This is a genomic window from Enterobacter sp. CPE_E890, from assembly GCF_046521475.1.
Taxonomy (GTDB): domain Bacteria; phylum Pseudomonadota; class Gammaproteobacteria; order Enterobacterales; family Enterobacteriaceae; genus Enterobacter; species Enterobacter adelaidei.
Genome location: NZ_JBKFZW010000001.1, coordinates 4,483,263 through 4,508,066, shown reverse-complemented (window position 1 = coordinate 4,508,066; position 24,804 = coordinate 4,483,263). Strand labels below are relative to the sequence as shown.

Below are 24,804 nucleotides of genomic sequence, written 5' to 3'. Positions count from 1 at the left end.
ATTACGCAAGATTTTCGAAGTATGCCTCCAACGCCTCCAGCTGTTCGCTGGCATCCTCTATGGCGTTGAATGTGCGCCGAAACTGGTCATCTGGAGCGTGCTCCTGGAGATACCAGGAGACGTGTTTACGCGCAATTCGGTACCCTTTTGCCTGACCGTAGTGGTCATGCAGTTCCCGAACATGCGAACAAAGCAAGCGCTTAACCTCTGCCAGAGGCAGCGGGGCAAGCAGCTCCCCAGTGTCCAGATAATGCTGGATTTCCCGGAAGATCCAGGGTCTTCCCTGAGCTGCACGTCCTATCATCAGAGCATCAGCTCCCGTATAGTCGAGTACAGCCCTGGCTTTAAGCGGGTCAGTTATGTCGCCATTCGCGATAATCGGAATGGAAACTTTCTGCTTAACTGCCCGAATGCTGTCGTATTCAGCTTCACCATTGAACAAACAGGCGCGAGTGCGTCCATGAATGGTCAGGGCCTGAATGCCACAGTCTTCGGCCAGTTGGGCAATCTCTACACAGTTACGGTGTTCCGGCGACCAACCCGTGCGAATCTTCAACGTAACAGGAACGTCCACTGCGCTGACAACCGCCGTCAGGATAGATTTCACCTGGTCGGGGTATTGCAGAAGGGCTGAACCTGCAAGCTTGCGATTCACTTTTTTGGCCGGGCAACCCATATTGATATCAATAATCTGGGCACCACTTTCCACGTTAATACGCGCGGCATCTGCCATCTCTTCAGGCACGCTTCCGGCAATTTGCACGGTGCGGATACCTGGTTCATCAATGTGCACCATCCGAAGGCGGGATTTATCGCTTTCCCATACCTGCGGGTTAGACGACATCATCTCGGATACGGTTAAACCGGCTCCCATCTCATAGCACAGCGTCCTGAACGGCCGGTCGGTAATACCTGCCATAGGGGCTGCGATCAGGCGATTTCTAAGCTGGTGGTGTCCGATGCGCATGAGTTAAGAAATGACCATACTGTGACTGCAAGGCGGCGTATATTACGCATTTTTCGCACGAGATGAAAGGCCAAACTTTGAACAATCCTCTGTTGTAGATCAAGGAATCGCCGCTCAATCGCTCTGTTAAAAATTATTCACCATGTAAATCATTGTGTTATGCGATAATGCTTGTTTTATGTACGCTTACAATTTCCCGTAACTTCTCATCATTTCTGAATAAATGCCTCGCTGAAGCGGGATAATCTGCTGTTTTTAGCAACAGTTTTACCGCCATCTTTGAGATCTGGCTCTCATTTTAGGACAAGATATTCAGAGACGGGGGAGGCGGTTTTATGCAGCAAAACGAGATAAGGCGTGGCCTGATGACCACGCCCAGGGCTTATTTTTTACGGCCGGTAATACGACACCACTCTTCTTTCTCCACCACCGGGTCGAGTGCAAAGAGATCGGCATAGGCTTCGCAAACGCTGTCCGCCTGGCTTGCCAGGATACCCGAAAGTCCAAGCAGACCGCCCTCAACGGGCAGCACGCTGATTAACGGAGCCAGTTCGCGTAATGGGCCTGCCAGAATGTTTGCGACCACCACATCGGCTTTCATGGCTTCTGGCTGCGCATCCGGCAGATACAGTTCCAGACGATCGGAGACACCGTTACGCTCGGCGTTATCACGGCTGGCCTGAATGGCCTGCGGATCGATATCGATCCCGATGGCTTTTGCTGCACCCAGTTTCAGTGCCGCAATGGCCAGGATCCCGGATCCGCAACCGAAGTCGATCACCGTCTTGCCGTCCAGATCCAGACCATCCAGCCACTGCAGGCACAGGGAGGTGGTTGGGTGAGTGCCGGTACCAAATGCCAGGCCCGGATCGAGCATCACGTTAACCGCGTTCTCATCCGGAACGTCGCGCCAGCTTGGGCAGATCCACAAACGTTTGCCGAACTGCATAGGGTGGAAGTTATCCATCCACTCGCGTTCCCAGTCTTTGTCTTCCAGCTGTTCGATTTTGTGCACAAAACCCACGCCGAGCAGAGGATGGTTTTCCAGAATTGCGACGACCTCTTTCATGTCGGTTTCGGCATCAAACAGGCCAATAACGTCGGTATCACCCCACAGGCGGGTTTCGCCCGGCAGTGGCTCGAAGACAGGCGTGTCATGCGTGTCCTGGAAGGTGATGGAAACCGAGCCGGCCTCCATCAACGCATCGCTCAGCTCTTCGGCGTTTGCGCCAGTTGTATTCAGTTTTAGTTGGATCCACGGCATGGCAAAACTCTTTATTTATCAGTAGAAATCATAGCGGGTTGTGGGACGGGCTGACCAAAACGGTTCCCCACCACAAACGCCAGTAAACTTAGCAGTAACGAAGGCACAATCGGATGGAAGCCCAGGTACTGAATCTTAAACGTTGCGAGGACGGCATACAGCACACCGCCGACAATCATGCCGCTCAGCGCGCCCGCGGCGTTTGCACGTTCCCAGTAGAGCCCTAACACTAGCGGCCACAGGAATACGGCTTCAAGCCCACCAAATGCCAGCAGGTTCAGCCAGATGATCATCTCCGGCGGGCGCCATGCGGCGAGCATCATCAGAATGCCGAGCACCAGCGTGGTCCAGGTTGAGATGCGTTTCAGCTTCTGCTCATTATGCATTTTAGCCGGACGCGCGCTAAGCCACAGATCTTTGATGATGGTAGCGGAAGCCTGAAGCAGGTGCGCGTTAACGTTGGACATGATCGCTGCCATCGGTGCCGCAAGGAACAGCCCGGCGGCCCACGGCGGCAGAACCTGTACCATCAGCGTTGGGATCACCTGATCCGGCACGGTCAGGTGAGGTAATACGGCCCGTCCGAGCGCGCCCGCCAGATGCATACCCAGCATCAGAAGGGCGACAACGACGGTACCAATCACAATCCCCCGATGAACGGCTTTGCTGTCTTTATAGGAGATACAGCGCACGGCGGTGTGCGGCAAACCGATCACGCCAAAGCAGACCAGCACCCAGAAGGAGGTCATAAACGCGGGCGTCAGAATATCATCAGCACCGTGGGGGCTGACCAGTTTCGGGTCAATCTGCTCAAGCGTTTCTACCGCATTGTGTAAGCCGCCTGCCGCGTAGATGACGCCAACCAGCAGCACCAGAGTGCCTATCAACATCACCATGCCCTGCATCGTGTCGTTCAGCACGCTGGCGCGGAAACCGCCAAACGCGGTGTACAGCGCAATCGTGATCCCGAAGATGAGCAAGCCAGTCTCGTACTTGATACCCGCTGCCGTTTCCAGCAGGCGCGCGCCGCCAATAAACTGAACGGCAATGGCGCCAACGAAGGCGACAATCAGGCTGATACTGGCAATCCAGACCACCGCGCGGCTTTGATAACGTGCCTGCAGCATGTCGTTCAGCGTTATGGCGTTATAGCGACGGGCAAGGATGGCAAATTTTTTGCCCAGAACGCCCAGCGACAACCAGATGGTGGGCACCTGAATCATGGCCAGTAATACCCAGCCCAGGCCATATTTGTATGCGGCTCCTGGCCCGCCGATAAACGAACTGGCGCTCACGTAAGTCGCGGTCAGCGTCATCGCCAGCACAAACCCGCCCATCGAACGGCTGCCGAGGAAATATTCGCTCAGAAACGATCCGGTACTGCGTTTGCGCATGGCATAGAAAGAGAGGCCAAACACGACGATCAAATAGACAACCAGCACGGTGATGATTTCAGTTTGCATCACTATCCTCCAGCGGGAAATCGCGGAAGATAAAGCGCACCATAAACCAACTGAGGAGAATGAAAATCAGTGGTACCAGCAGGCACGCCATTTCAAACCAGTGCGGCAGGCCGGTAATACCTGCTGTTGAATCTGGTAAGTAAGCGGTTACTAACCATGCTGCGAGATAAAGAAGGGTCAGCCACAGCGCCCAGCGCGCTTCTTTATGGGCCTGAACAAAACGTTTGTCCATTTTTTGTCCCTTGTGGATGAAGAAAGCGGGGATTGTACATGATGAGGCTTTCCAGGCCCCAGAAATAAAAAAGGCCGGATAATCCGGCCTTTTTGCAAAGATGCTGTATTACTTCTCGTTCAGACCGAGTTTCTTCTCCAGATAGTGGATGTTGGTTCCACCATTCTGGAAGTGCTCGTCGCTCATGATACGCATCTGCAGATCAACGTTGGTTTTGATACCGTCGATGATCAGCTCCTGCAGGGCATTTTTCATGCGGGCAATCGCCACGTCACGGTTTTCGCCGTAGCAGATAAGCTTGCCGATCATTGAGTCATAGTACGGCGGTACGGTGTAACCAGCGTAGATATGTGACTCCCAGCGTACACCAAAGCCACCCGGCGCGTGGAAACGCGTGATTTTACCCGGGCTTGGCAGGAAGGTGTTCGGGTCTTCGGCGTTGATACGGCATTCTACCGCATGGCCTTTCACCACAACTTCTTCCTGCTTGATGGACAGCGGCTGGCCTGCAGCGATACGCAGCTGTTCTTTGATCAGGTCAACGCCGGTGATCATTTCGGTAACCGGGTGTTCAACCTGAATACGGGTGTTCATCTCAATGAAGTAGAACTCGCCGTTTTCGAACAGGAACTCGAAGGTACCTGCACCGCGATAGCCGATATCGACACACGCCTTGGAGCAACGCTCGCCGATGTAGCGACGCAGTTCCGGGGTAATACCCGGTGCGGGTGCTTCTTCGACCACTTTCTGGTGACGACGCTGCATGGAACAGTCACGTTCTGCCAGATAGATTGCGTTACCCTGACCGTCAGCCAGCACCTGAATTTCGATGTGGCGTGGGTTTTCCAGGTATTTTTCCATGTACACCATGTCGTTGCTGAAAGCGGCTTTCGCTTCAGCTTTGGTCATGGAGATGGACTGAGCCAGTTCAGCGTCGCTGCGCACAACGCGCATACCGCGACCGCCGCCGCCGCCGGACGCCTTGATGATCACCGGGTAGCCAATGCGTTTAGCATGAGCACGGTTAGCATCCATATCGTCGGTCAGAGGGCCGTCAGAACCTGGTACGGTTGGAACACCGGCTTTTTTCATTGCGGTGATGGCAGACACTTTGTCGCCCATCAGGCGAATGGTGTCAGCTTTCGGGCCGATGAAGATAAAGCCAGAGCGTTCAACCTGCTCAGCAAAGTTGGCATTCTCAGAGAGGAAGCCGTAACCCGGATGAATTGCCACCGCGCCGGTGATTTCAGCGGCGCTGATGATAGCCGGGATGTTCAGATAGCTTTTTACGGACGGAGCCGGGCCAATACAGACCGTCTCATCCGCCAGCAATACGTGTTTTAAATCGCGATCCGCGCTTGAGTGCACAGCGACAGTCTTGATGCCCAGTTCTTTACAGGCACGAAGAATACGCAGTGCGATCTCGCCGCGGTTGGCGATAACAATTTTATCCAGCATGTTCGCCTCGTTACTCGATGACGACCAGCGGCTCGTCAAATTCAACCGGCTGACCACTTTCGACCAGAATCGCTTTCACAGTACCTGATTTGTCTGCTTCGATCTGGTTCATCATTTTCATCGCTTCAACGATGCACAGGGTATCGCCTACGTTGACTTTCTGACCCACTTCGATGAACGCCTTCGCGTCCGGGCTCGGGGTGCGGTAGAAAGTACCAACCATTGGGGAACGTACGATGTGACCACTGATTTCTGCTGCAGCGGCAGGTGCGGCTTCAGCTGCTGGCGCAACGGCTGCGGAAAGCGCAGGCTGCTGCACTGGCGCAGCATAAGCTTGCTGCATTACCGGGAAGCTAGCGGCTGGTGCTGCACGGCTGATGCGTACAGACTCTTCGCCTTCAGAAATTTCCAGTTCGGAGATGCCTGATTCTTCAACCAGCTCGATCAGTTTTTTAATCTTACGAATATCCATGAGTGGGTTCCGTACTCTTGTTTAGTTTGATTGTGACAAGCGTTTTACCGCTGTCTGTAAAGCGTATGAATAGCCGTCAGCACCCAGTCCGCAGATAACGCCGGCAGCGATATCCGACAGATACGAATGGTGGCGGAACGGCTCTCGGGCGTGCACGTTACTCAGGTGGATCTCGATAAACGGGATACTCACCGCGAGCAGTGCGTCGCGGATAGCAACACTGGTGTGCGTAAACGCGGCCGGATTGATCAGGATATAGTCCACATTGTCTTTAGCCTGATGAATACGGTCGATGAGTGCGTACTCCGCGTTTGACTGAAAATGATCCAAATCCACATTGAGTGACACTGCTTCCGTTCCCAGACGGTTAACAATTTCATCCAATGTCAGCGTGCCGTACTTCTCAGGCTCGCGGGTACCGAGCATGTTCAGGTTCGGTCCGTTTAAAACTAAGATATGGAATTTATCAGCCATTGTGCTGCTATCTCCTGCGATTTTCCGGTAAAAAACAAAATATACCTTCGAAACGCAATTGTCACCTTTTCAGAGGCCTAAACCTGCTGTCGGGGGAACCAAAGTCGCACATTATAACGATTTCGTAGCATTTGGCAGCTAAATACTGGTCTTATCAGGGAAGATTATCAACCGCTATCCGAAAAAGATTTGCGGTTGACGGGGAATCTGCGGGAAAACGCACAGTTTCGCGAACTATCGCAACCACTGGCGGAACTTCTTGTAACGCCATGCTAAAAGCGCCACGGCCGCCAGCGCATACAGGATTGGCTGGGGTGAGAGGATCTTCACCGACCACAGATAATGGATGGGTGCGAGGATCGCGACAAGATAGACGAAGTTGTGCAGCAGTTGCCAGCGTCTGCCCAGTTTTCGCTGTGCATACTGCGTGGATGTCAGTGCTAGCGCCAGTAAAACCAGCCAGCTCACGATACCCAGCGTCAGATAAGGACGCGTCACCAGTTCACGGCCAAGCAGTGTCAGATTGTTAATTCCCAGTTCCAGTAGGGCGTAGCTGGTGAGATGCAGCGTCGCCCAGGCAAAACACCATAGCCCCAAAAGCCGACGAGTTCGTATCAATAATGGCTGTTTAGCGTAGCGCGCCAGCGGCGAGACGAGCAAGGTTGCCAGCAAGAATTTCAGAGCCATCCTACCCGTAAAGTGCTGAATATCCTTTGCCGGGTCGGCACTAAAGAGTCCCTGGCTGACGGCCCAGAACAGCCAGATAAAAGGAAGCAACCCGGCTAAGTGGAGCAGCACTTTCAGCCAGGTTATCTGCTTTGTTGTTAAACGCACTCAGAAGTTCTCCCGTAAATTGAGACCACGGTAAAGTGAAGCCACTTCATCCGCATAACCGTTAAACAGCAGCGTCGGTTGGCGCTTCACGTCCAGCGCACCGCCGGAACCGATAAAACGCTCGGTTGCCTGGGACCAGCGTGGATGATCCACATGCGGATTCACATTGGCGAAGAAACCGTATTCGCCCGGGGCGGCCAGATTCCAGGTGGTTGGCGGACGTTCGCGGGTGAGCTTAATGCTGACAATAGATTTAATCCCTTTGAAACCATATTTCCACGGTACGGTTAAACGAATGGGGGCACCGTTTTGCGGTGGAAGCGCTTTGCCGTAAACGCCAACGGTCAGCAGGGTAAGCGGATGCATCGCTTCGTCGAGGCGTAACCCTTCTACATAAGGATAATCAAGCCCGCCGCCGATAAACCGGTCTTTCTGCCCAGGCATCTCGTCAGGAGCATAACGTGTCTGGAAAGCGACATATTTTGCGTTGCTGGTGGGCTCCGCCATTGCCAGCAGTTTATGCAGCGGGAAGCCGATCCACGGCACCACCATAGACCAGGCTTCCACACACCGCATGCGGTAGATACGCTCTTCGAGCGGGAAGCGGGTGGTGAGTTCGTGATGGTCCAGCGTCAGGGGTTTTGCCACTTCACCTTCAATTTTCAACGTCCACGGATCGGTTTTGAGGCTTCCCGCATTGGCGGCAGGATCGGCCTTGTCGAGGCCGAATTCGTAGAAGTTGTTATAGCCGGTGACTTTATCTTCCGGTGTGAGCGTCAACGTGTTTTGCCACTGGGCCGGTTTGGTAAAGGTGAGTGGTGCGCCGGAAGGGGCTTTCGGCCTGTCGTTGCCTTTAAACCAGTCCAGCAGGTCGGCGTGTGCCGTTGGGGAAAGCGTCAGTGCGGTAGCGCTGATACCGAGCATTTTCAGGATCTGGCGGCGCTGTAACATAAAGACAGATTCAGACGTTACGTCTGCTTCCGTCAGTTTTCTATTTTTCATGGCATCCTCCGTCATGCGTTTTTCTAAGCATGACGGAGGAGAAGGATTCGCGCGAATATGTCACGAAAATTTGAAGATTAGGCAATTTTCACCAGCGCGCGACCGTGGAACTGGTTGTCCATGATCTTACTGGCATATTCCGGTGCCTGGCTGAGGCTAATTTCCGTTGCGCTCTGGGTATAGAAGGATTCAGGCAGATCGCGCACCAGGCGTTCCCAGGCTTCATGACGACGGGCCGCTGGCGTCATCACGGAATCGATCCCCTGCAGGCGAACGTTACGCAAAATGAATGGCATCACCGTCGTTGGCAGGGCAAATCCTCCTGCCAGACCGCAAGCTGCAACGCAGCCGCCATAATTCATCTGCGCCAGCACTTTCGCCAACACTTTGTCACCGACGGTATCCACCGCCCCTGCCCAGACCTGTTTTTCCAGTGGGCGGGTTTCGGCAAACTCGTCGCGGCCAAGTATGCGGTTAGCGCCGAGCTGGCGCAGGTAATCGTGGGTGCTTTCACGACCAGAAACAGCTGCGACCTGATAACCCAGTTTGTGCAGCAGCGTGACTGCTGTGCTACCCACGCCACCGCTGGCGCCGGTCACGACAATTTCACCCGATTCCGGGCGGATGCCCGCATCTTCCAGCGCCATCACGCACAGCATGGCGGTAAAGCCTGCTGTACCAATGATCATTGCTTTGCGGCCATCCATCCCCTTCGGCATGGGGACCAGCCAGTCACCCTTAACACGCGCCTGCGTTGCCAGACCACCCCAGTGGTTTTCACCTACGCCCCAGCCGGTGAGCAATACCTGCTGGCCGGTATGGAAACGCGGATCTTCGCTGGTATGAACCCGGCCAGCAAAATCAATACCGGGTACCATAGGGAAATTTCGGATGATTTTCCCTTTGCCGGTGATAGCCAGTGCATCTTTATAATTTAAACTGGACCAGTCGATGTCGACGGTGACTTCGCCTTCCGGTAAGCGACTCTCTTCAACGGGTTGCACTGAGGCAAGCGTTTTGCCGTCCTGCTGTTCTAAGATCAAAGCCTGCATACGGGGTCCTCATGACTCGGATGATTGGAAAATAATTTCTGAAGACTATACTCGCTCAGGGAAAAGCAATGTCGATTTAACGCAATAAATTGCCAGTTACAGCCGATTTGATAGTATGCCGCATTTGAAATGCAAGTTAGCGCTTACTCGCTACCCCATCAACCTACGGAGTAATCTCAAGGATGCGATTAACGACGAAGTTCTCAGCTTTTATCACCTTGCTGACGGGGCTTACCATTTTTGTCACACTGCTTGGCTGCTCTCTGAGCTTTTATAACGCCATTCAGGACAAGCTGGTCAACCGGGTCCAGGCTGTTGCTTCGGTGATTGATGTTCGTCTGCTGACGACGCCGCTGCCGGCACTTTCCCGTGAACTGGATGAGTTGATGGCACCTGTTGATATTGTTCAGATAGACATTCAGCAGGGAAAGCATCGGGTTTTTAGCCATATACGGCAGGAAAGTTATCGGCCGGCAGGTGTGGTGAGCCAGTATCGGGAAGTGACTGTGCACTCGCTTAAAAATCCTGGGATGACTCTGCACATGGTCTACCTTGATCCGATGGCCAGTTATTTCCGCTCCATGATGACCACTGCGCCACTCACCGTTGCTGTTGCGTTTATCGTCCTGCTTATTTTTCTTGCTGTCCGCTGGCTGCGCCGCCAGCTCTCCGGTCAGGAACTGCTGGAGGTGCGCTCCGTGCGGATCCTTAACGGTGAACGCGGCCCGCAGGTGCGTGGTTCAGTCCATGAATGGCCTGCACGCGCCAGTAGCGCGCTGGATACGCTGCTCTCAGAAATCCAGTTCGCCAGTGACCAGCGCAGCCGTATGGATACGCTGATCCGCTCCTATGCCGCCCAGGATAATAAAACCGGCCTTAACAACCGCCTGTTCTTTGACAACCAACTGGCCACGTTGCTTGAGGACCCGGAAAAGGTGGGGACGCACGGGGTGGTAATGATGATTCGCCTGCCTGACTTCGATCTCCTGCGCGACACCTGGGGACAGCGGGTTGCGGAAGAAAATCTCTTTACGCTAATCAACCTGCTCTCCACCTTTATTATGCGTTACCCGGGGGCGCTACTGGCCCGATATCACCGCAGCGATTTTGCCGTATTGTTGCCGCATCGCACGTTGAAGGAGTCGGAAAGCATCGCCAGCCAGCTGCTGAAGGCGGTGGATGCGCTGCCGCAGAGCAAAATGCTCGACAGGGACGATATGGTGCATATGGGGATCTGTGCCTGGCGCGGCGGGCAATCAACAGAACAAGTGATGGAACACGCGGAAGCGGCGACCCGCAACGCCGTGTTACAAGGGGCGAACGGATGGGCGGTTTATGACGACTCGCTGCCGGAAAAAGGGCGTGGCAATGTGCGTTGGCGAACGCTGATCGAGCAAATGCTAAGCCGCGGCGGGCCACGTATTTATCAAAAACCTGCAGTCATGAAAAACGGTCATGTTCATCATCGTGAATTGATGTGCCGTATTTTTGACGGCACAGAAGAAGTCATCTCTGCGGAATATCTGCCGATGGTACTGCAGTTTGGGCTATCCGAAGAGTATGACCGGCAGCAAATTAGCCGCTTGATTCCTTTTTTATCCTTCTGGTCTGAAGAAACCCTGGCGTTACAGGTCACCGTAGAGTCGTTAATACGCCCACGTTTTCAGCGCTGGCTGCGTGATACATTAATGCAATGCGAAAAATCGCAACGCAAACATATTATTTTTGAACTTGCTGAGGCGGATGTAGGTCAACACATCAGCCGGTTGCGCCCGGTGGTACGTTTGATCAATGCGCTCGGCTCGCGTGTAGCCGTTACGCATGCCGGGTTAACGCTGGTCAGTACTAACTGGATCAAAGAGCTGGATGTGGAGTTATTAAAGCTACATCCGGGGTTGGTGAGGAATATTGAGAAGCGCACGGAAAACCAGCTGCTGGTACAGAGTCTGGTTGAAGCGTGCAAGGGAACGCGAACGCAAGTATTTGCCACAGGTGTGCGCTCCAGAGGCGAATGGCAGATGTTAACAGAGCGCGGTGTTACCGGTGGTCAGGGGGATTTTTTTGCCGCCTCTCAGCCGCTTGACACCAACGTGAAAAAATATTTGCAAAGATACTCTGTTTGACCTGCCGTTTACGCTGTTTTCACGTAGAATATCGCGCCTGTAGCTTTGAGTATGTCGAGCAAAAAGCCAGTGAACGACCTTTAACGGGTTACAAATGTCAGTGAGGGACGCTGCTGTTGACTCAGCCCTGAGGGAATCAGGGATCAATTTTGTAACATCAGGAAACGTACTGCACAAATTTTCACCGTTGCAGATGATTTTTGCGCCTTGTCGCTGCTGCGTGTGGTTGGTAAAGTAAGCGGATTTTGTTTTCCGCCCCAGCTTTCAGGATTATCCCTTAGTATGTTGAAAAAATTTCGTGGCATGTTTTCCAATGACCTGTCCATTGACCTGGGTACCGCGAATACCCTTATTTATGTAAAAGGACAAGGCATCGTATTGAATGAGCCTTCTGTTGTGGCCATTCGTCAGGATCGTGCAGGCTCGCCGAAAAGCGTCGCTGCAGTGGGTCATGACGCGAAGCAGATGCTGGGTCGTACCCCTGGCAACATCGCCGCCATTCGCCCAATGAAAGACGGCGTTATCGCTGACTTCTTCGTGACTGAAAAAATGCTTCAGCACTTCATCAAGCAGGTTCACAGCAACAGCTTCATGCGCCCAAGCCCGCGTGTTCTGGTGTGTGTGCCGGTTGGCGCAACCCAGGTTGAGCGTCGCGCAATCCGTGAATCTGCCCAGGGTGCAGGTGCTCGTGAAGTGTTCCTGATTGAAGAGCCAATGGCTGCGGCAATTGGTGCAGGTCTGCCTGTGTCTGAAGCAACGGGTTCAATGGTGGTGGATATCGGTGGTGGTACCACTGAAGTCGCCGTTATCTCTCTGAACGGTGTGGTCTACTCCTCTTCTGTACGTATCGGCGGTGACCGCTTCGATGAAGCCATCATTAATTATGTGCGCCGTAACTACGGCTCTCTGATCGGTGAAGCCACTGCAGAGCGTATCAAACACGAAATCGGCTCTGCGTATCCGGGCGATGAAGTGCGTGAGATTGAAGTACGCGGCCGTAACCTGGCTGAAGGTGTTCCACGTGGTTTCACCCTGAACTCCAACGAAATTCTGGAAGCACTGCAGGAACCGCTGACCGGCATCGTAAGCGCGGTAATGGTTGCGCTGGAACAGTGCCCGCCAGAACTGGCGTCCGATATCTCCGAGCGCGGTATGGTTCTGACCGGTGGTGGTGCGCTGCTGCGTAACCTCGACCGCCTGTTAATGGAAGAGACAGGTATTCCTGTCGTAGTTGCAGAAGATCCACTGACTTGCGTCGCCCGTGGTGGTGGCAAGGCGCTGGAAATGATCGACATGCACGGCGGCGACTTGTTCAGCGAAGAGTAGTCATTGTGAAAGGGTAGCGCATCGCTACCCTTTCTCTCTGACGCGAGAATACGCATAGCCTATGAAGCCAATTTTTAGCCGTGGCCCATCGCTACAGTTTCGCCTCATTCTGGCGGTTCTGGTGGCGCTTGGGGTCATTATTGCCGATAGCCGCCTCGGTACGTTCAGTCAGATCAGAACGTACATGGATACCGCCGTCAGTCCTTTCTACTTTGTATCAAATGGTCCCCGCGAACTACTCGACTCCGTTTCTCAAACGCTGTCTTCGCGTGACCAACTCGAACTCGAAAACCGGGCGCTACGCCAGGAACTGCTGCTGAAAAACAGCGAGCTGCTGATGCTGGGGCAATACAAGCAGGAAAACGCGCGTCTGCGTGAACTGCTCGGCTCGCCGCTGCGTCAGGATGAGCAGAAGATGGTGACGCAGGTGATCTCCACCGTAAACGATCCTTACAGCGATCAGGTTGTGATCGACAAAGGTAGCGTGAACGGTGTGTATGAAGGTCAGCCAGTCATCAGTGATAAAGGCGTTGTGGGCCAGGTTGTTGCCGTGGCCAAACTGACCAGCCGCGTTCTGCTGATTTGCGATGCTACCCATGCGCTGCCGATTCAGGTCCTGCGTAATGACATTCGCGTGATCGCCGCCGGTAACGGTTGTACGGACGATCTGCAACTGGAACACCTGCCAGCGAACACGGATATCCGTGTCGGTGATGTTCTGGTGACCTCCGGTCTGGGTGGACGTTTCCCTGAAGGCTATCCGGTTGCGGTGGTTTCTTCGGTGAAGCTCGATACTCAGCGTGCCTATACCGTGATTCAGGCACGTCCAACCGCAGGTTTACAGCGTCTGCGCTATCTGCTGCTGCTGTGGGGCGCCGATCGTAATGGTGCTAATCCGATGACGCCTGAAGAGGTGCATCGTGTGGCGAATGAGCGTCTGATGCAGATGATGCCGCAGGTTCTCCCGCCTGCAGATTCCATGGGGCCGCCTGCGCCAGTCCCGGCGCCAGCAACAGGATTAACGCAGCCGCTGCCGGATGCGCCACCACCGCCTAAACTCTCTTCGGGAGGGCAGTAGTGGCAAGTTATCGTAGCCAGGGACGCTGGGTCATCTGGCTCTCGTTTCTCATTGCGCTGTTACTGCAGGTTATGCCCTGGCCGGATGACATTCTTGTTTTCCGGCCAAACTGGGTGTTACTCATTTTGCTCTACTGGATCCTTGCCCTGCCGCATCGCGTAAATGTCGGAACAGGTTTTGTGATGGGTGCCATACTGGATCTCATTAGTGGCTCTACGCTTGGCGTGCGCGCGTTGTCCATGAGCATAATTGCGTACCTCGTCGCACTTAAATTCCAGCTCTTTCGTAACCTCGCGCTCTGGCAACAGGCCCTGGTGGTGATGTTGTTGTCGCTTGCTGCGGATATTGTTGTTTTCTGGGCAGAGTTTTTAGTGATCAACGTCTCTTTCCGACCGGAAGTGTTCTGGAGTAGTGTAGTAAACGGTGTGCTCTGGCCGTGGTTATTCCTGCTGATGCGTAAGATTCGCCAGCAGTTTGCCGTGCAATAAAAGGTTTCTATGACGTCTTTGTATCTCGCTTCTGGCTCCCCGCGCCGTCAGGAACTCCTGACGCAGTTAGGGGTATCTTTTGAACGCATCGTGACCGGCATTGAAGAAAAACGTGCTGAGGGCGAAAGTGCTCAACAGTACGTGTCTCGCCTTGCGCGCGAGAAAGCGCAGGCTGGCGTAGCCAGTGTGCCACGTGACCTTCCGGTGCTGGGGGCAGATACCATCGTTATTCTTAACGGTGAAGTGCTTGAGAAACCGCGCGACGCCGATCATGCGGCGCGTATGCTGCGCAAAATGTCCGGACAAACGCATCAGGTGATGACGGCCGTCGCACTGGCAGACAGCCAGAACGTGCTGGATTGCCTGGTCGTGACGGATGTGACATTCAGAGTACTTACCGACGACGAGATCACCGCTTACATTGCCAGCGGTGAACCGATGGATAAGGCAGGTGCATACGGTATTCAGGGGCTGGGTGGCTGTTTTGTCAGGAAGATTAATGGCAGCTATCACGCCGTAGTCGGCTTACCGCTGGTGGAAACGTATGAGTTGCTGAGCAATTTTAACTCACTGCGTGAGGGAAGGGATAATTATGACGGCTGAATTGTTGGTAAACGTAACGCCATCGGAAACCCGTGTGGCCTACATTGATGGTGGCATTCTTCAGGAAATTCATATTGAGCGCGAAGCGCGACGCGGAATAGTAGGCAATATCTACAAAGGTCGTGTCAGTCGTGTACTACCGGGTATGCAGGCGGCTTTTGTAGATATTGGACTGGATAAGGCGGCATTTTTACATGCCTCCGATATCATGCCGCACACCGAGTGCGTTGCAGGTGAAGAGCAAAAGCAATTTGCCGTCCGCGATATTTCTGAACTGGTGCGTCAGGGTCAGGATCTGATGGTACAGGTGGTGAAAGATCCCCTCGGCACCAAAGGTGCCCGTCTGACCACCGACATCACTTTACCTTCCCGTTATCTGGTCTTTATGCCCGGCGCATCGCACGTAGGCGTTTCGCAGCGTATTGAGAGTGAAACCGAGCGCGAGCGTCTGAAGAAAGTGGTCAGCGCCTACTGCGATGAACAGGGTGGGTTTATCATCCGTACCGCAGCGGAAGGGATCAGCGAAGAAGACCTGGCGTCTGATGCGGCTTACCTGAAGCGCGTCTGGACCAAGGTGATGGAGCGTAAAAAACGCAACCAGACCCGCTACCAGCTCTATGGTGAGCTGGCGCTTGCTCAACGTGTTCTGCGTGATTTTGCCGATGCACAGCTCGACCGTATTCGCGTGGATTCCCGCCTGACCTATGAAGCCCTGCTGGAGTTTACCGCTGAATACATCCCCGAGATGCCTGGCCTGCTGGAGCATTACTCTGGGCGTCAGCCGATCTTCGATCTCTATGATGTCGAAAACGAGATCCAGCGTGCGCTTGAGCGCAAGGTTGAACTGAAGTCTGGTGGGTATTTGATCATCGATCAGACCGAAGCGATGACCACCGTTGATATCAATACCGGGGCGTTTGTTGGTCACCGTAACCTGGATGACACTATCTTCAATACCAACATCGAAGCGACGCAGGCGATTGCGCGCCAGCTTCGTCTGCGCAACCTGGGCGGCATTATCATCATCGACTTTATCGATATGAGTAATGAAGACCATCGCCGCCGCGTGCTGCACTCGCTGGAGCAGGCGCTGAGTAAAGATCGTGTGAAAACCAGCATCAACGGTTTCTCGCAGCTCGGGCTGGTGGAAATGACGCGTAAGCGTACCCGTGAAAGCGTTGAACATGTACTGTGTAATGAATGTCCAACCTGCCATGGACGCGGAACGGTAAAGACGGTTGAGACCGTCTGCTACGAAATCATGCGCGAAGTCGTGCGTGTTCATCATGCCTACGACTCCGATCGTTTTCTGGTCTATGCTTCCCCTGCGGTGGCTGAAGCGTTGAAAGGCGAAGAGTCGCACGCGCTGGCGGAAGTGGAAATCTTTGTCGGCAAACAGGTAAAAGTACAAATTGAACCGCTCTATAACCAGGAGCAGTTTGACGTCGTGATGATGTAAGCGCAGTACGCTGCGTGACGAATGCTGACAAGGAGAGATGCGTGAGGCGATTGCCGGGGATTTTATTGCTTACAGGGGCAACGCTGGTCGTGATTGTCGCGTTGCTCGTGAGCGGGCTACGCCTCGTATTACCGCATCTGGACAGCTGGCGTCCGCAGCTGCTGGCGAAAATCGAATCCACCACCGGCGTGCCGGTGGATGTAAGCCAGATCAGTGCTAACTGGCAGAATTTTGGCCCGACGCTCGATGTCCGGGATATCAACGCCAGCCTGAAAGATGGCGGCTACCTGAAAATCAAACGCGTGACCCTGGCGCTGGACGTCTGGCAAAGCCTGCTGCATCTTCGCTGGCAGTTTCGCGATCTCACCTTTTATCAACTCCAGTTTTTGACCAATACGCCGCTGTCGGGTGGTGACAGTAGCCAGGGTCTTGAAGCCAACCGTTTCAGCGATCTCTTCCTGCGTCAGTTCGATCATTTCGATCTTCGTGACAGTGAAGTGAGCTTTATTACCCTTTCTGGCCAGCGCGCCGAACTGGCGATCCCCCAGCTGACCTGGCTCAACGGTAAAGAACGTCACCGCGCCGAGGGGCAGGTGAATCTCTCCAGTCTGAACGGTCAACACGGCGTGATGCAGGTGCGCATGGATCTGCGAGACGACGATGGCTTGCTCAACAACGGCAAGGTATGGCTTCAGGCCGACGATGTGGATGTAAAACCGTGGCTGGGAGACTGGCTTCAGCAAAATATGCAGCTGGAAACCGCCCGTTTCAGCCTTGAAGGCTGGATGACCCTGACGAAAGGCGAATTTGCCAGCGGTGATATCTGGTTGAAGCAGGGGGGAGCGAGCTGGAAGGGAGAAAAACAGCAGCATCAGCTTTCCGTTGATAACCTCACCGCGCACGTGACGCAGGAGAAAGGGGGCTGGCAGTTTGCCATTCCAGACACGCGCATCACCATGGACAACAAACCGTGGCCGCGCGGCGCGCTGACGCTTGCCTGGATGCCTGAGCAGGATGTCGGCGGTGTGGAAAGTAAACGTAGCGATGAGTTGCGTATTCGCGCCAGTAACCTGGATTTGGCCGCAATAGAAGGCCTGCGCTCAATGGCGACGAAGCTCTCTTCAGATCTCGGGGAAATCTGGCTGGCCACGCAGCCGAGCGGAAAGATCGATACGCTGGCGTTGGATATTCCGCTCCAGTCGACGGAAAAAACCCGTTTTCAGGCAACCTGGAAAGATCTTGCCTGGAAGCAGTGGAAGTTACTGCCGGGCGCGGAGCACTTTAGCGGCAAGCTGGAAGGCAGCGTAGAAAACGGCAGGCTGACGGTCGATATGCATGACGCCAAAATGCCTTACGAGACGGTCTTCCGCGCGCCACTGGAAATTGAACAAGGCAGTGCGGTACTTAACTGGCTCAATAACGATAAGGGCTTCCAGCTTGATGGCCGCCATATCGACGTAAAAGCCAAAGCCGTGCATGCGCGCGGTGATTTTCGCTATCTGCAACCAGAAGGTGATGAGCCGTGGTTGGGTATTCTGGCCGGGATCAGTACCAACGATGGTTCTCAGGCCTGGCGCTATTTCCCGGAAAACCTGATGGGGAAAGCGCTTGTGGACTATCTGAGCGGCGCGATCCAGGGCGGACAGGCGGAGAACGCCACGCTGGTCTATGGCGGTAACCCACATCTTTTCCCGTACAAACATAATGAAGGTCAGTTCCAGGTACTGGTGCCGTTGCACAATGCCACCTTTGCGTTCCAGCCGGGCTGGCCCGCGCTGAAAAACCTGGATATCGAACTTAACTTCCTCAATGACGGATTATGGATGAAGTCAGACAGCGTCGCGCTGGGTGGTGTGACGGCCAGCAATCTGACGGCAAACATCCCGGATTATTCAAAAGAGAAACTGCTGATTGATGCCGACATCAACGGCCCGGGCAAAGCCGTAGGACCGTACTTTGAGGAGACGCCGTTGAAAGAGTCGCTGGCGGCGACGCTTCAGCAACTGCAGCTTGATGGTGATGTGAATGCTCGCTTACATCTCGATATCCCGCTGGACGGTGAGATGACCACCGCCAAAGGTGATGTCCGTCTGAAGAATAACAGCCTGTATATCAAACCTCTTGAAAGTACGCTGAAAAATCTCAGTGGGCAGTTCAGCTTTGTGAACGGTAACCTGAAGAGCGAGCCGCTCACTGCCAGCTGGTTTAATCAGCCCGTAAATATCGACTTTACGACCACCGAGGGTGAAAAGGCGTATCAGGTGGCTGTCAATCTCGACGGTAACTGGCAGCCAGCGCGTATGGATGTCCTGCCGAAACCGATTGAAGGGTCAGTGGATGGCTCGGCATCCTGGAAGGGGAACGTGGCAATCGAACTGCCTTATCACGCTGGCGCGCATTATAAGGTCGACATTACGGGAGACCTGAAAAACCTTCATAGCCAGCTACCTGCGCCGCTGGATAAACAGGCTGGACTGCCGCTGCCAGTAAAGCTTAACGTCGATGGTAACCTGAACAGCTTCGAGCTGACCGGAAGCGCGGGCGGGACAAACCACTTCAACAGCCGCTGGCTGCTCAACCGCAAACTCACTCTCGACAAAGCCATCTGGACAACTGATAGCCGCTCGACACCGCCGCTGCCGGAGCAGACTGGTATTGAGCTGAATCTCCCGCCTTTGGACGGTGCTGAGTGGCTGGCGCTGTTCCAGAAAGGTGTTGGACAAAACGTTGATGAAACAGCTCAGTTCCCGCAGACCATTACCGTACGCACGCCGTCACTAATGCTGGGGGGACAGCAGTGGAACAACCTGAGTATTGTCTCTCAGCCAACGCCTAACGGCACGAAAGTCGAGGCTCAGGGCAGAGAGATCAATGGCGCACTGACCATGCGCAATCATGCGCCGTGGCAGGCGGCGATCCGCTATCTCTACTACAACCCGGCAAGCACCACGATCGGGAAAGATAAACCGGCAGAGACGTCACCGCTGAGTAAAACCGCTCGCGTCGATTTTAACGGCTGGCCCGATCTCCAGTTGCGCTGTGCTGAATGCTGGCTGTGGGGACAAAAATATGGCCGTATCGACGGTGATTTCGCCATTCAGGGAAATACGCTCACGCTCACCGGTGGCCTGGTCGATACCGGTTTTGGACGCATGACGGCCGCAGGCGAATGGGTGAATAACCCGGGCGAGCAGCGTACCTCCCTGAAGGGTGACATTAAAGGCAACAAGCTGGATGCCGCGGCCAATTTCTTTGGCATTACCACGCCGCTTCGCGGTTCGTCATTTGATGTTGATTACGATCTTCACTGGCGTGCCGCGCCGTGGACGCCGGATGAAGCCTCGCTCAATGGCATTCTGAAAACCCGCTTCGGTAAAGGTGAAATCGCCGACGTGAGCACGGGGCGCGCCGGGCAGATCCTGCGTCTGCTGAGTTTTGATGCGCTGCTGCGCAAGCTGCGCTTCGATTTCAGCGACACATTCAGCGAAGGTTTCTACTACGATTCCATTCGCAGCACGGCGTGGATCAAGGATGGCGTTCTGCATACGGACGACACGCTGGTGGACGGCCTGGAAGCGGATATCGCGATGAAAGGCTCGGTCAATCTCGTGCGTCGAGAGCTGGATATGGAAGCCGTGGTGGCGCCGGAAATTTCCGCGAGCGTTGGCGTGGCAGCAGCCTTTGTGGTGAACCCGATTGTTGGTGCGGCGGTGTTTGCCGCCAGTAAAGTGCTGGGTCCGCTATGGAGTAAGGTCTCCATTCTGCGCTACCACATTACCGGCCCGGTAGATAAACCGCAGATTAATGAAGTGCTGCGCCAGCCGCGCAAAGAAGCGCAGCAATGATTTGACGTGGGCAGGTAATTGCCTCACTCTCAATAAATACGATCTTTATACCGCCACAGGCGGCAACGAACGAGTAGCAATACGATGAGTCTGAACCTGGTAAGTGAACATTTGCTCGCAGCGAACGGCCTGAGCCATCAGGACCTGTTCTCCATTCTTGGTCAACTGACCGAACGCCGTCTCGACTACGGCGATCTCTATTTCCAGTCGAGCTATCACGAATCCTGGGTTTTAGAAGACAGCATCATCAAAGACGGCTCTTATAACATCGACCAGGGCGTCGGTGTCCGTGCCGTTAGCGGCGAGAAAACCGGTTTTGCTTATGCCGATCAGATTAGCCTGGCCGCGCTGGAGCAGAGTGCTCAGGCTGCGCGTACCATTGTGCGTGATACCGGCGATGGTCGTGTGAAAACGCTGGGTGAAGTGCAGCACTCTGCGCTCTATACCAGCATTGATCCGCTGCAGAGCATGAGCCGCGAAGAGAAGCTGGATATCCTGCGCCGCGTGGACAAAGTGGCGCGTGCTGCCGATAAGCGTGTGCAGGAAGTCTCTGCCAGCCTGAGCGGCGTCTATGAGCTGATTCTCGTTGCGGCGACGGACGGTACTCTGGCCGCGGATGTTCGTCCACTGGTCCGTCTCTCCATCAGCGTGCAGGTCGATGACGACGGCAAACGCGAGCGCGGCTCAAGCGGCGGTGGCGGCCGTTTCGGCTATGACTGGTTCCTGGGCGATGTTGACGGTGAAGCACGCGCTGACGCGTGGGCAAAAGAAGCCGTGCGCATGGCGCTGGTGAATCTGAATGCCGTCGCGGCGCCGGCGGGGACATTCCCGGTCGTTCTGGGGGCTGGCTGGCCGGGTGTTCTGCTGCACGAAGCGGTGGGCCACGGTCTGGAAGGTGACTTTAACCGTCGTGGTACATCCGTATTCAGCGGCCAGATGGGGCAGCTTGTCTCGTCTGAGCTTTGCACGGTGGTGGATGATGGAACCATGCGCGATCGCCGTGGCTCGGTGGCTATCGACGATGAAGGTACGCCTGGCCAATACAATGTGCTGATCGAAAACGGTGTGCTGAAAGGCTACATGCAGGACAAACTCAACGCGCGCCTGATGGGCGTCGCGCCAACGGGTAACGGCCGTCGTGAGTCCTATGCACATCTGCCGATGCCGCGTATGACTAACACCTATATGCTGCCGGGCAAATCTACACCGCAGGAGATTATCGAATCCGTCGATTACGGCATCTTCGCGCCAAACTTTGGCGGCGGTCAGGTGGACATCACCTCCGGTAAGTTTGTCTTCTCTACCTCAGAAGCGTACTTGATTGAGAAGGGTAAAGTGACCAAAGCGGTGAAAGGTGCGACGCTGATTGGCTCCGGTATTGAAGCCATGCAGCAGATTTCCATGGTCGGTAACGATCTGAAACTGGATAACGGTGTGGGCGTCTGCGGTAAAGAGGGGCAGAGCCTGCCGGTTGGCGTAGGCCAGCCGACGCTGAAAGTCGACAATTTGACGGTGGGCGGCACTGCCTGATCTGACGATGCATAAAAAAATGGCGCTACAGAGGTAGCGCCTTTTTTTTAACGTAAGTTACCCAGCGGTATTTCCGGATCGGGCTCGTGCGTGATGCGGTTACGCAAATCACGACGAATGATTTCGATCGACCAGAACCAGACTAAATGACCCACGATTTCTGAGACGTGTTCGTACCATGGAAGTTCGAACAGCGGCGGTGTCAGACCCATCAGCGGGAAGGAGATCATGTGGACAAAAAGCTGGGCTAACGCACCCGCCAGCAAACCTTGCCAGAGTTTAATTTTCGGGAAGACTTCCGCAACTACACAATACCCTACGGCGAAGACGATTGAGAAAATAATATGTGTTACGCCGACCCAGTTAAATATATGTCCGGCGAATGTATAAACCGCCGCGTTAGGATCGACAACGCCCAGCCAGTCGCGTAAAAATACATAAGGCGGATTGAGAAAATTACGCGAGCAGTCAATCTGACTTGCGGCTCTTATTAATTGCTCTGGTCCGCATGCGGCAGTGAATAAATCACCAGGGCTACGTGGCGGAAGTGGCACCTCCGCTCCCCATTTCACGAATGCAGAGACAATCCCTGCGATTAAACCAATGAACGCGGCGAGTCCATAGCGCCTGCGAGAAGGTGGTGTTTGTTCAAATATATTCATTTCTTTTCCTTGTTCAATGTCATCCTGCGGAATACATTTTATTATTCATATCAGTAACAAATTAATAACAGTCTGAGTGCCAGACTACTAATAAGGTAAGGGGAGGGTAACGGAAGTGTCAATTAGCTATTACTGATAGTGGTGAGGGAATATTCCTGAATGAATGTGCATCTCATCCAGGACATATTCATATAATATATGCTTATCCGCGATAATCAATTATTCCTTACTTCTTCCTCGCATCCCCTGAAACAGCTCAGCCACGTCCACAAAATAGTCTGTCAGATAGTTAATACACACCTGCACCTTGAGTGGTAGCTTGTCTTTTTCTGTGTACAGGGCGTATACCGGGCGCGGATCGGACTGGTAGCGAGGGAACAGGATCTCCAGTACACCGCTGTTGATCTCGTTGATCACCCACATCAACGGCACGTAGGCGATCCCGGCTCCTGCCACTAACCAACGCGAAATGGTCATTGGATCGTTGGTGATAAACCGGCCTTCTGGCAGCAGTCTGGTGGAGAGCCCTTCCGGAGCAATCAGTTCAAATTCATTGTCGGGTCGAACGCTGTATTCCAGCCATGAGTGGTTGGTGAGATCGGCGGGTTTCTCAGGGACACCGTACTGCGCCAGATAGCTTTTCGAGGCGCAAACGACCATCGGCATACTGCCCAGCCTGCGCGAGAAAAGGCTGGAATCCTGCAATGCCCCAACGCGGATCACCACGTCCAGCCCGTCAGCAATCAGGTCCGGCGCAGGGATACCCGTCACCAGATTCACGGTTAATCCTGGATACTCTTTCAGCATGTCCGCTGTCATGGCAGCGAGGACATTTTGTGCCATAGTTGAAGAACAACCAATGCGCAGTGTGCCGATAGGTGTGTTGTTGAAAGCATAGAGTTGTTCGTGGACATCCTGCACTTCAAGCAGCATGCGGCGACAACCCTGATAGTAAATTTTACCCGCTTCTGTCAGCCCGATGCTGCGGGTACTGCGATTGAGCAGCTTGACCTGAAGCTCATCTTCCAGTTTGGACACCGTCTGGCTGATTGAAGAGACACTCATCTGAAGCTGGCGTGCAGCAGCGGTAAAAGAGCCCAGTTCAACCACTTTGGCGAAGACTGACATGCGTTTTAAACGTTCCATTGTTCACTCTGGCTTAAAAGTGATTTAGATCACATATTATAGATAACAGCATAACAGTTACGTTAATATATTATTAATTACTTAACGGCTGCGCCATTCTCGCCCGGCATTTCTTGCTCTTCTGCGATGGCGTGCGCTAAAAAATTCTGTAGCCTGCACTCTCTCTTATCAAGGTCAACATGAGTCTGTTTCCCGTTATCGTGGTGTTCGGTCTGTCGTTCCCACCGATATTTTTCGAGCTTCTTTTATCACTGGCGATCTTCTGGCTGGTGCGCAAGGTGCTGGTTCCTACCGGGATCTACGATTTCGTCTGGCACCCTGCATTGTTCAATACCGCGCTGTATTGCTGCCTGTTTTACCTGATATCGCGCATGTTTGTCTGAGGTTGATGTGAAAACACTAACAAGAAAAATCTCCCGAACCGCCATCACAATGGCACTGGTTATCCTCGCCTTCATCGCTATTTTTCGGGCCTGGGTCTATTACACGGAGTCACCGTGGACACGCGATGCGCGTTTCAGCGCCGATGTCGTGGCCATAGCCCCCGACGTGGCCGGTCTTATCACGGCGGTCAACGTTCACGATAACCAGCTGGTGAAAAAAAATCAGGTTCTGTTCACCATCGACCAGCCTCGCTACCAGAAAGCACTGGAAGAAGCGGAAGCTGACGTGGCCTATTATCAGGCGCTGGCGGCAGAGAAACGCCGTGAGGCAGGCCGCCGTAACCAGTTAGGTATTCAGGCCATGTCCCGCGAAGAGATCGACCAGTCCAATAACGTGCTGCAAACCGTGCTGCACCAGATGGCCAAAGCGCAAGCGACGCGCGATCTGGCAAAGCTCGATCTGGAGCGCACCGTGATCCGCGCGCCAGCCGATGGCTGGGTCACTAACCTTAATGTCTATGCCGGTGAATTTATCACTCGTGGCTCAACGGCCGTGGCGCTGGTTAAACAGAACTCCTTCTACGTGCTCGCTTATATGGAAGAGACCAAGCTGGAAGGCGTACGTCCGGGTTATCGTGCCGAAATTACACCGCTTGGCAGTAACCGCGTCTTTAAAGGTACCGTCGACAGCGTCGCGGCAGGGGTGACCAACGCCAGCAGTTCTAAGGATGCAAAAGGGATGGCGACAGTGGACTCCAACCTGGAATGGGTGCGTCTGGCTCAGCGTGTGCCGGTGCGTATCCATCTGGACGAACAGCAGGGGAATGTGTGGCCTGCGGGTACCACGGCGACGGTGGTGATTACCGGCGCTAAAGACCGGGATGCCAGCCAGGAGTCGATCTTCCGTAAAATTGCCCACCGTCTGCGCGAGTTTGGCTAATCG

22 protein-coding genes are annotated in these 24,804 nt (G+C 54.1%); 10 read left to right on the top strand and 12 right to left on the bottom strand.

Annotated elements, in window-relative coordinates; genetic code table 11:
- Nucleotide 1 precedes the first annotated feature (1 nt).
- The 10 genes from dusB to ACLHV9_RS22205 form a co-directional block, all read right to left on the bottom strand.
- Nucleotides 2-967: a tRNA dihydrouridine synthase DusB gene (dusB, locus tag ACLHV9_RS22250; RefSeq protein WP_014885445.1), complete on the bottom strand. Its 966-nt coding sequence runs from the start codon at nucleotides 965-967 to the stop codon at nucleotides 2-4.
- A gap of 382 nt (nucleotides 968-1,349) precedes the next feature.
- The gene (prmA, locus tag ACLHV9_RS22245) at nucleotides 1,350-2,231 is read right to left on the bottom strand and encodes a 50S ribosomal protein L11 methyltransferase (RefSeq protein WP_028016986.1); all 882 of its coding nucleotides are present in this window, start codon (nucleotides 2,229-2,231) and stop codon (nucleotides 1,350-1,352) included.
- An 11-nt stretch (nucleotides 2,232-2,242) separates the two neighbouring features.
- A complete protein-coding gene (gene panF, locus ACLHV9_RS22240; RefSeq protein WP_028016987.1) occupies nucleotides 2,243-3,694 on the bottom strand; it encodes a sodium/pantothenate symporter in 1,452 nt (483 codons plus the stop codon).
- Nucleotides 3,684-3,926, bottom strand: a complete 243-nt coding sequence (locus ACLHV9_RS22235) for a YhdT family protein (RefSeq protein ID WP_028016988.1) — start codon at nucleotides 3,924-3,926, stop codon at nucleotides 3,684-3,686. The genes panF and ACLHV9_RS22235 overlap by 11 nt, the downstream gene beginning before the upstream one ends.
- A 108-nt stretch (nucleotides 3,927-4,034) precedes the next feature.
- Nucleotides 4,035-5,384, bottom strand: coding sequence for an acetyl-CoA carboxylase biotin carboxylase subunit (gene accC, locus ACLHV9_RS22230; protein ID WP_023333644.1), 1,350 nt, complete (start codon nucleotides 5,382-5,384; stop codon nucleotides 4,035-4,037).
- Between the two features lie 10 nt (nucleotides 5,385-5,394).
- Nucleotides 5,395-5,856: an acetyl-CoA carboxylase biotin carboxyl carrier protein gene (accB, locus tag ACLHV9_RS22225; RefSeq protein WP_010436174.1), complete on the bottom strand. Its 462-nt coding sequence runs from the start codon at nucleotides 5,854-5,856 to the stop codon at nucleotides 5,395-5,397.
- A 21-nt stretch (nucleotides 5,857-5,877) separates the two neighbouring features.
- Entirely contained in the window at nucleotides 5,878-6,330 is a 453-nt protein-coding gene (aroQ, locus tag ACLHV9_RS22220) for a type II 3-dehydroquinate dehydratase (RefSeq protein WP_407221074.1), read from the bottom strand.
- Nucleotides 6,331-6,564: 234 nt separating this feature from the next.
- Nucleotides 6,565-7,164, bottom strand: coding sequence for a protein-methionine-sulfoxide reductase heme-binding subunit MsrQ (msrQ, locus tag ACLHV9_RS22215; RefSeq protein ID WP_407221073.1), 600 nt, complete (start codon nucleotides 7,162-7,164; stop codon nucleotides 6,565-6,567).
- On the bottom strand, nucleotides 7,165-8,166 hold the full coding sequence (gene msrP / locus ACLHV9_RS22210; RefSeq protein ID WP_028016991.1) for a protein-methionine-sulfoxide reductase catalytic subunit MsrP: 1,002 nt from the start codon (nucleotides 8,164-8,166) through the stop codon (nucleotides 7,165-7,167).
- Nucleotides 8,167-8,243: 77 nt separating this feature from the next.
- Nucleotides 8,244-9,218 carry an MDR family oxidoreductase gene (locus ACLHV9_RS22205; RefSeq protein ID WP_129324204.1) on the bottom strand — a complete coding sequence of 325 codons (975 nt, stop codon included), beginning with the start codon at nucleotides 9,216-9,218 and terminating at the stop codon, nucleotides 8,244-8,246.
- Nucleotides 9,219-9,400: 182 nt separating this feature from the next.
- Between ACLHV9_RS22205 and csrD the strand changes: the two genes are divergently transcribed.
- From csrD to tldD, 8 genes are all read left to right on the top strand, one after another.
- A complete protein-coding gene (gene csrD, locus ACLHV9_RS22200) occupies nucleotides 9,401-11,341 on the top strand; it encodes an RNase E specificity factor CsrD (protein ID WP_407221072.1) in 1,941 nt (646 codons plus the stop codon).
- A 282-nt stretch (nucleotides 11,342-11,623) separates the two neighbouring features.
- On the top strand, nucleotides 11,624-12,667 hold the full coding sequence (mreB, locus tag ACLHV9_RS22195; RefSeq protein ID WP_000913396.1) for a rod shape-determining protein MreB: 1,044 nt from the start codon (nucleotides 11,624-11,626) through the stop codon (nucleotides 12,665-12,667).
- A 61-nt stretch (nucleotides 12,668-12,728) separates the two neighbouring features.
- Entirely contained in the window at nucleotides 12,729-13,745 is a 1,017-nt protein-coding gene (gene mreC, locus ACLHV9_RS22190; RefSeq protein WP_023309400.1) for a rod shape-determining protein MreC, read from the top strand.
- Entirely contained in the window at nucleotides 13,745-14,233 is a 489-nt protein-coding gene (gene mreD, locus ACLHV9_RS22185; protein WP_028016994.1) for a rod shape-determining protein MreD, read from the top strand. Before mreC ends, mreD begins: the two co-directional genes overlap by 1 nt.
- Nucleotides 14,234-14,242: 9 nt before the next feature.
- Nucleotides 14,243-14,836, top strand: coding sequence for a Maf family protein (locus ACLHV9_RS22180; protein ID WP_028016995.1), 594 nt, complete (start codon nucleotides 14,243-14,245; stop codon nucleotides 14,834-14,836).
- The gene (gene rng, locus ACLHV9_RS22175) at nucleotides 14,826-16,295 is read left to right on the top strand and encodes a ribonuclease G (protein WP_028016996.1); all 1,470 of its coding nucleotides are present in this window, start codon (nucleotides 14,826-14,828) and stop codon (nucleotides 16,293-16,295) included. The genes ACLHV9_RS22180 and rng overlap by 11 nt, the downstream gene beginning before the upstream one ends.
- A gap of 41 nt (nucleotides 16,296-16,336) precedes the next feature.
- Nucleotides 16,337-20,140: an AsmA2 domain-containing protein YhdP gene (yhdP, locus tag ACLHV9_RS22170; RefSeq protein ID WP_407221071.1), complete on the top strand. Its 3,804-nt coding sequence runs from the start codon at nucleotides 16,337-16,339 to the stop codon at nucleotides 20,138-20,140.
- 84 nt (nucleotides 20,141-20,224) lie between these two features.
- Complete coding sequence (gene tldD, locus ACLHV9_RS22165; RefSeq protein WP_028016998.1) at nucleotides 20,225-21,670, top strand: metalloprotease TldD; 1,446 nt, start codon at nucleotides 20,225-20,227, stop codon at nucleotides 21,668-21,670.
- A 47-nt stretch (nucleotides 21,671-21,717) separates the two neighbouring features.
- Here tldD and ACLHV9_RS22160 read toward each other — a convergent pair whose 3' ends face one another.
- Together ACLHV9_RS22160 and aaeR are read right to left on the bottom strand one after the other, a co-directional pair.
- Nucleotides 21,718-22,332: a YagU family protein gene (locus ACLHV9_RS22160; protein WP_049007549.1), complete on the bottom strand. Its 615-nt coding sequence runs from the start codon at nucleotides 22,330-22,332 to the stop codon at nucleotides 21,718-21,720.
- 219 nt (nucleotides 22,333-22,551) lie between these two features.
- Nucleotides 22,552-23,478: an HTH-type transcriptional activator AaeR gene (gene aaeR, locus ACLHV9_RS22155; RefSeq protein ID WP_028017000.1), complete on the bottom strand. Its 927-nt coding sequence runs from the start codon at nucleotides 23,476-23,478 to the stop codon at nucleotides 22,552-22,554.
- Nucleotides 23,479-23,657: 179 nt separating this feature from the next.
- Between aaeR and aaeX the strand changes: the two genes are divergently transcribed.
- Both aaeX and aaeA read left to right on the top strand, forming a co-directional pair.
- On the top strand, nucleotides 23,658-23,861 hold the full coding sequence (aaeX, locus tag ACLHV9_RS22150) for a p-hydroxybenzoic acid efflux pump operon protein AaeX (RefSeq protein WP_003860416.1): 204 nt from the start codon (nucleotides 23,658-23,660) through the stop codon (nucleotides 23,859-23,861).
- A gap of 7 nt (nucleotides 23,862-23,868) precedes the next feature.
- The gene (gene aaeA, locus ACLHV9_RS22145; protein ID WP_028017001.1) at nucleotides 23,869-24,801 is read left to right on the top strand and encodes a p-hydroxybenzoic acid efflux pump subunit AaeA; all 933 of its coding nucleotides are present in this window, start codon (nucleotides 23,869-23,871) and stop codon (nucleotides 24,799-24,801) included.
- Nucleotides 24,802-24,804: the final 3 nt, after the last annotated feature.

Excerpts from the sequence above, each read along its gene's own strand:
- dusB (WP_014885445.1), bottom strand. The coding sequence starts at position 967 with ATGCGCATCGGACACCACCAGCTTAGAAATCGCCTGATCGCAGCCCCT.
- prmA (WP_028016986.1), bottom strand. The coding sequence starts at position 2,231 with ATGCCGTGGATCCAACTAAAACTGAATACAACTGGCGCAAACGCCGAA.
- panF (WP_028016987.1), bottom strand. The coding sequence starts at position 3,694 with ATGCAAACTGAAATCATCACCGTGCTGGTTGTCTATTTGATCGTCGTG.
- ACLHV9_RS22235 (WP_028016988.1), bottom strand. The coding sequence starts at position 3,926 with ATGGACAAACGTTTTGTTCAGGCCCATAAAGAAGCGCGCTGGGCGCTG.
- accC (WP_023333644.1), bottom strand. The coding sequence starts at position 5,384 with ATGCTGGATAAAATTGTTATCGCCAACCGCGGCGAGATCGCACTGCGT.
- accB (WP_010436174.1), bottom strand. The coding sequence starts at position 5,856 with ATGGATATTCGTAAGATTAAAAAACTGATCGAGCTGGTTGAAGAATCA.
- aroQ (WP_407221074.1), bottom strand. The coding sequence starts at position 6,330 with ATGGCTGATAAATTCCATATCTTAGTTTTAAACGGACCGAACCTGAAC.
- msrP (WP_028016991.1), bottom strand. The coding sequence starts at position 8,166 with ATGAAAAATAGAAAACTGACGGAAGCAGACGTAACGTCTGAATCTGTC.
- ACLHV9_RS22205 (WP_129324204.1), bottom strand. The coding sequence starts at position 9,218 with ATGCAGGCTTTGATCTTAGAACAGCAGGACGGCAAAACGCTTGCCTCA.
- csrD (WP_407221072.1), top strand. The coding sequence starts at position 9,401 with ATGCGATTAACGACGAAGTTCTCAGCTTTTATCACCTTGCTGACGGGG.
- mreB (WP_000913396.1), top strand. The coding sequence starts at position 11,624 with ATGTTGAAAAAATTTCGTGGCATGTTTTCCAATGACCTGTCCATTGAC.
- mreC (WP_023309400.1), top strand. The coding sequence starts at position 12,729 with ATGAAGCCAATTTTTAGCCGTGGCCCATCGCTACAGTTTCGCCTCATT.
- ACLHV9_RS22180 (WP_028016995.1), top strand. The coding sequence starts at position 14,243 with ATGACGTCTTTGTATCTCGCTTCTGGCTCCCCGCGCCGTCAGGAACTC.
- rng (WP_028016996.1), top strand. The coding sequence starts at position 14,826 with ATGACGGCTGAATTGTTGGTAAACGTAACGCCATCGGAAACCCGTGTG.
- tldD (WP_028016998.1), top strand. The coding sequence starts at position 20,225 with ATGAGTCTGAACCTGGTAAGTGAACATTTGCTCGCAGCGAACGGCCTG.
- ACLHV9_RS22160 (WP_049007549.1), bottom strand. The coding sequence starts at position 22,332 with ATGAATATATTTGAACAAACACCACCTTCTCGCAGGCGCTATGGACTC.
- aaeR (WP_028017000.1), bottom strand. The coding sequence starts at position 23,478 with ATGGAACGTTTAAAACGCATGTCAGTCTTCGCCAAAGTGGTTGAACTG.
- aaeX (WP_003860416.1), top strand. The coding sequence starts at position 23,658 with ATGAGTCTGTTTCCCGTTATCGTGGTGTTCGGTCTGTCGTTCCCACCG.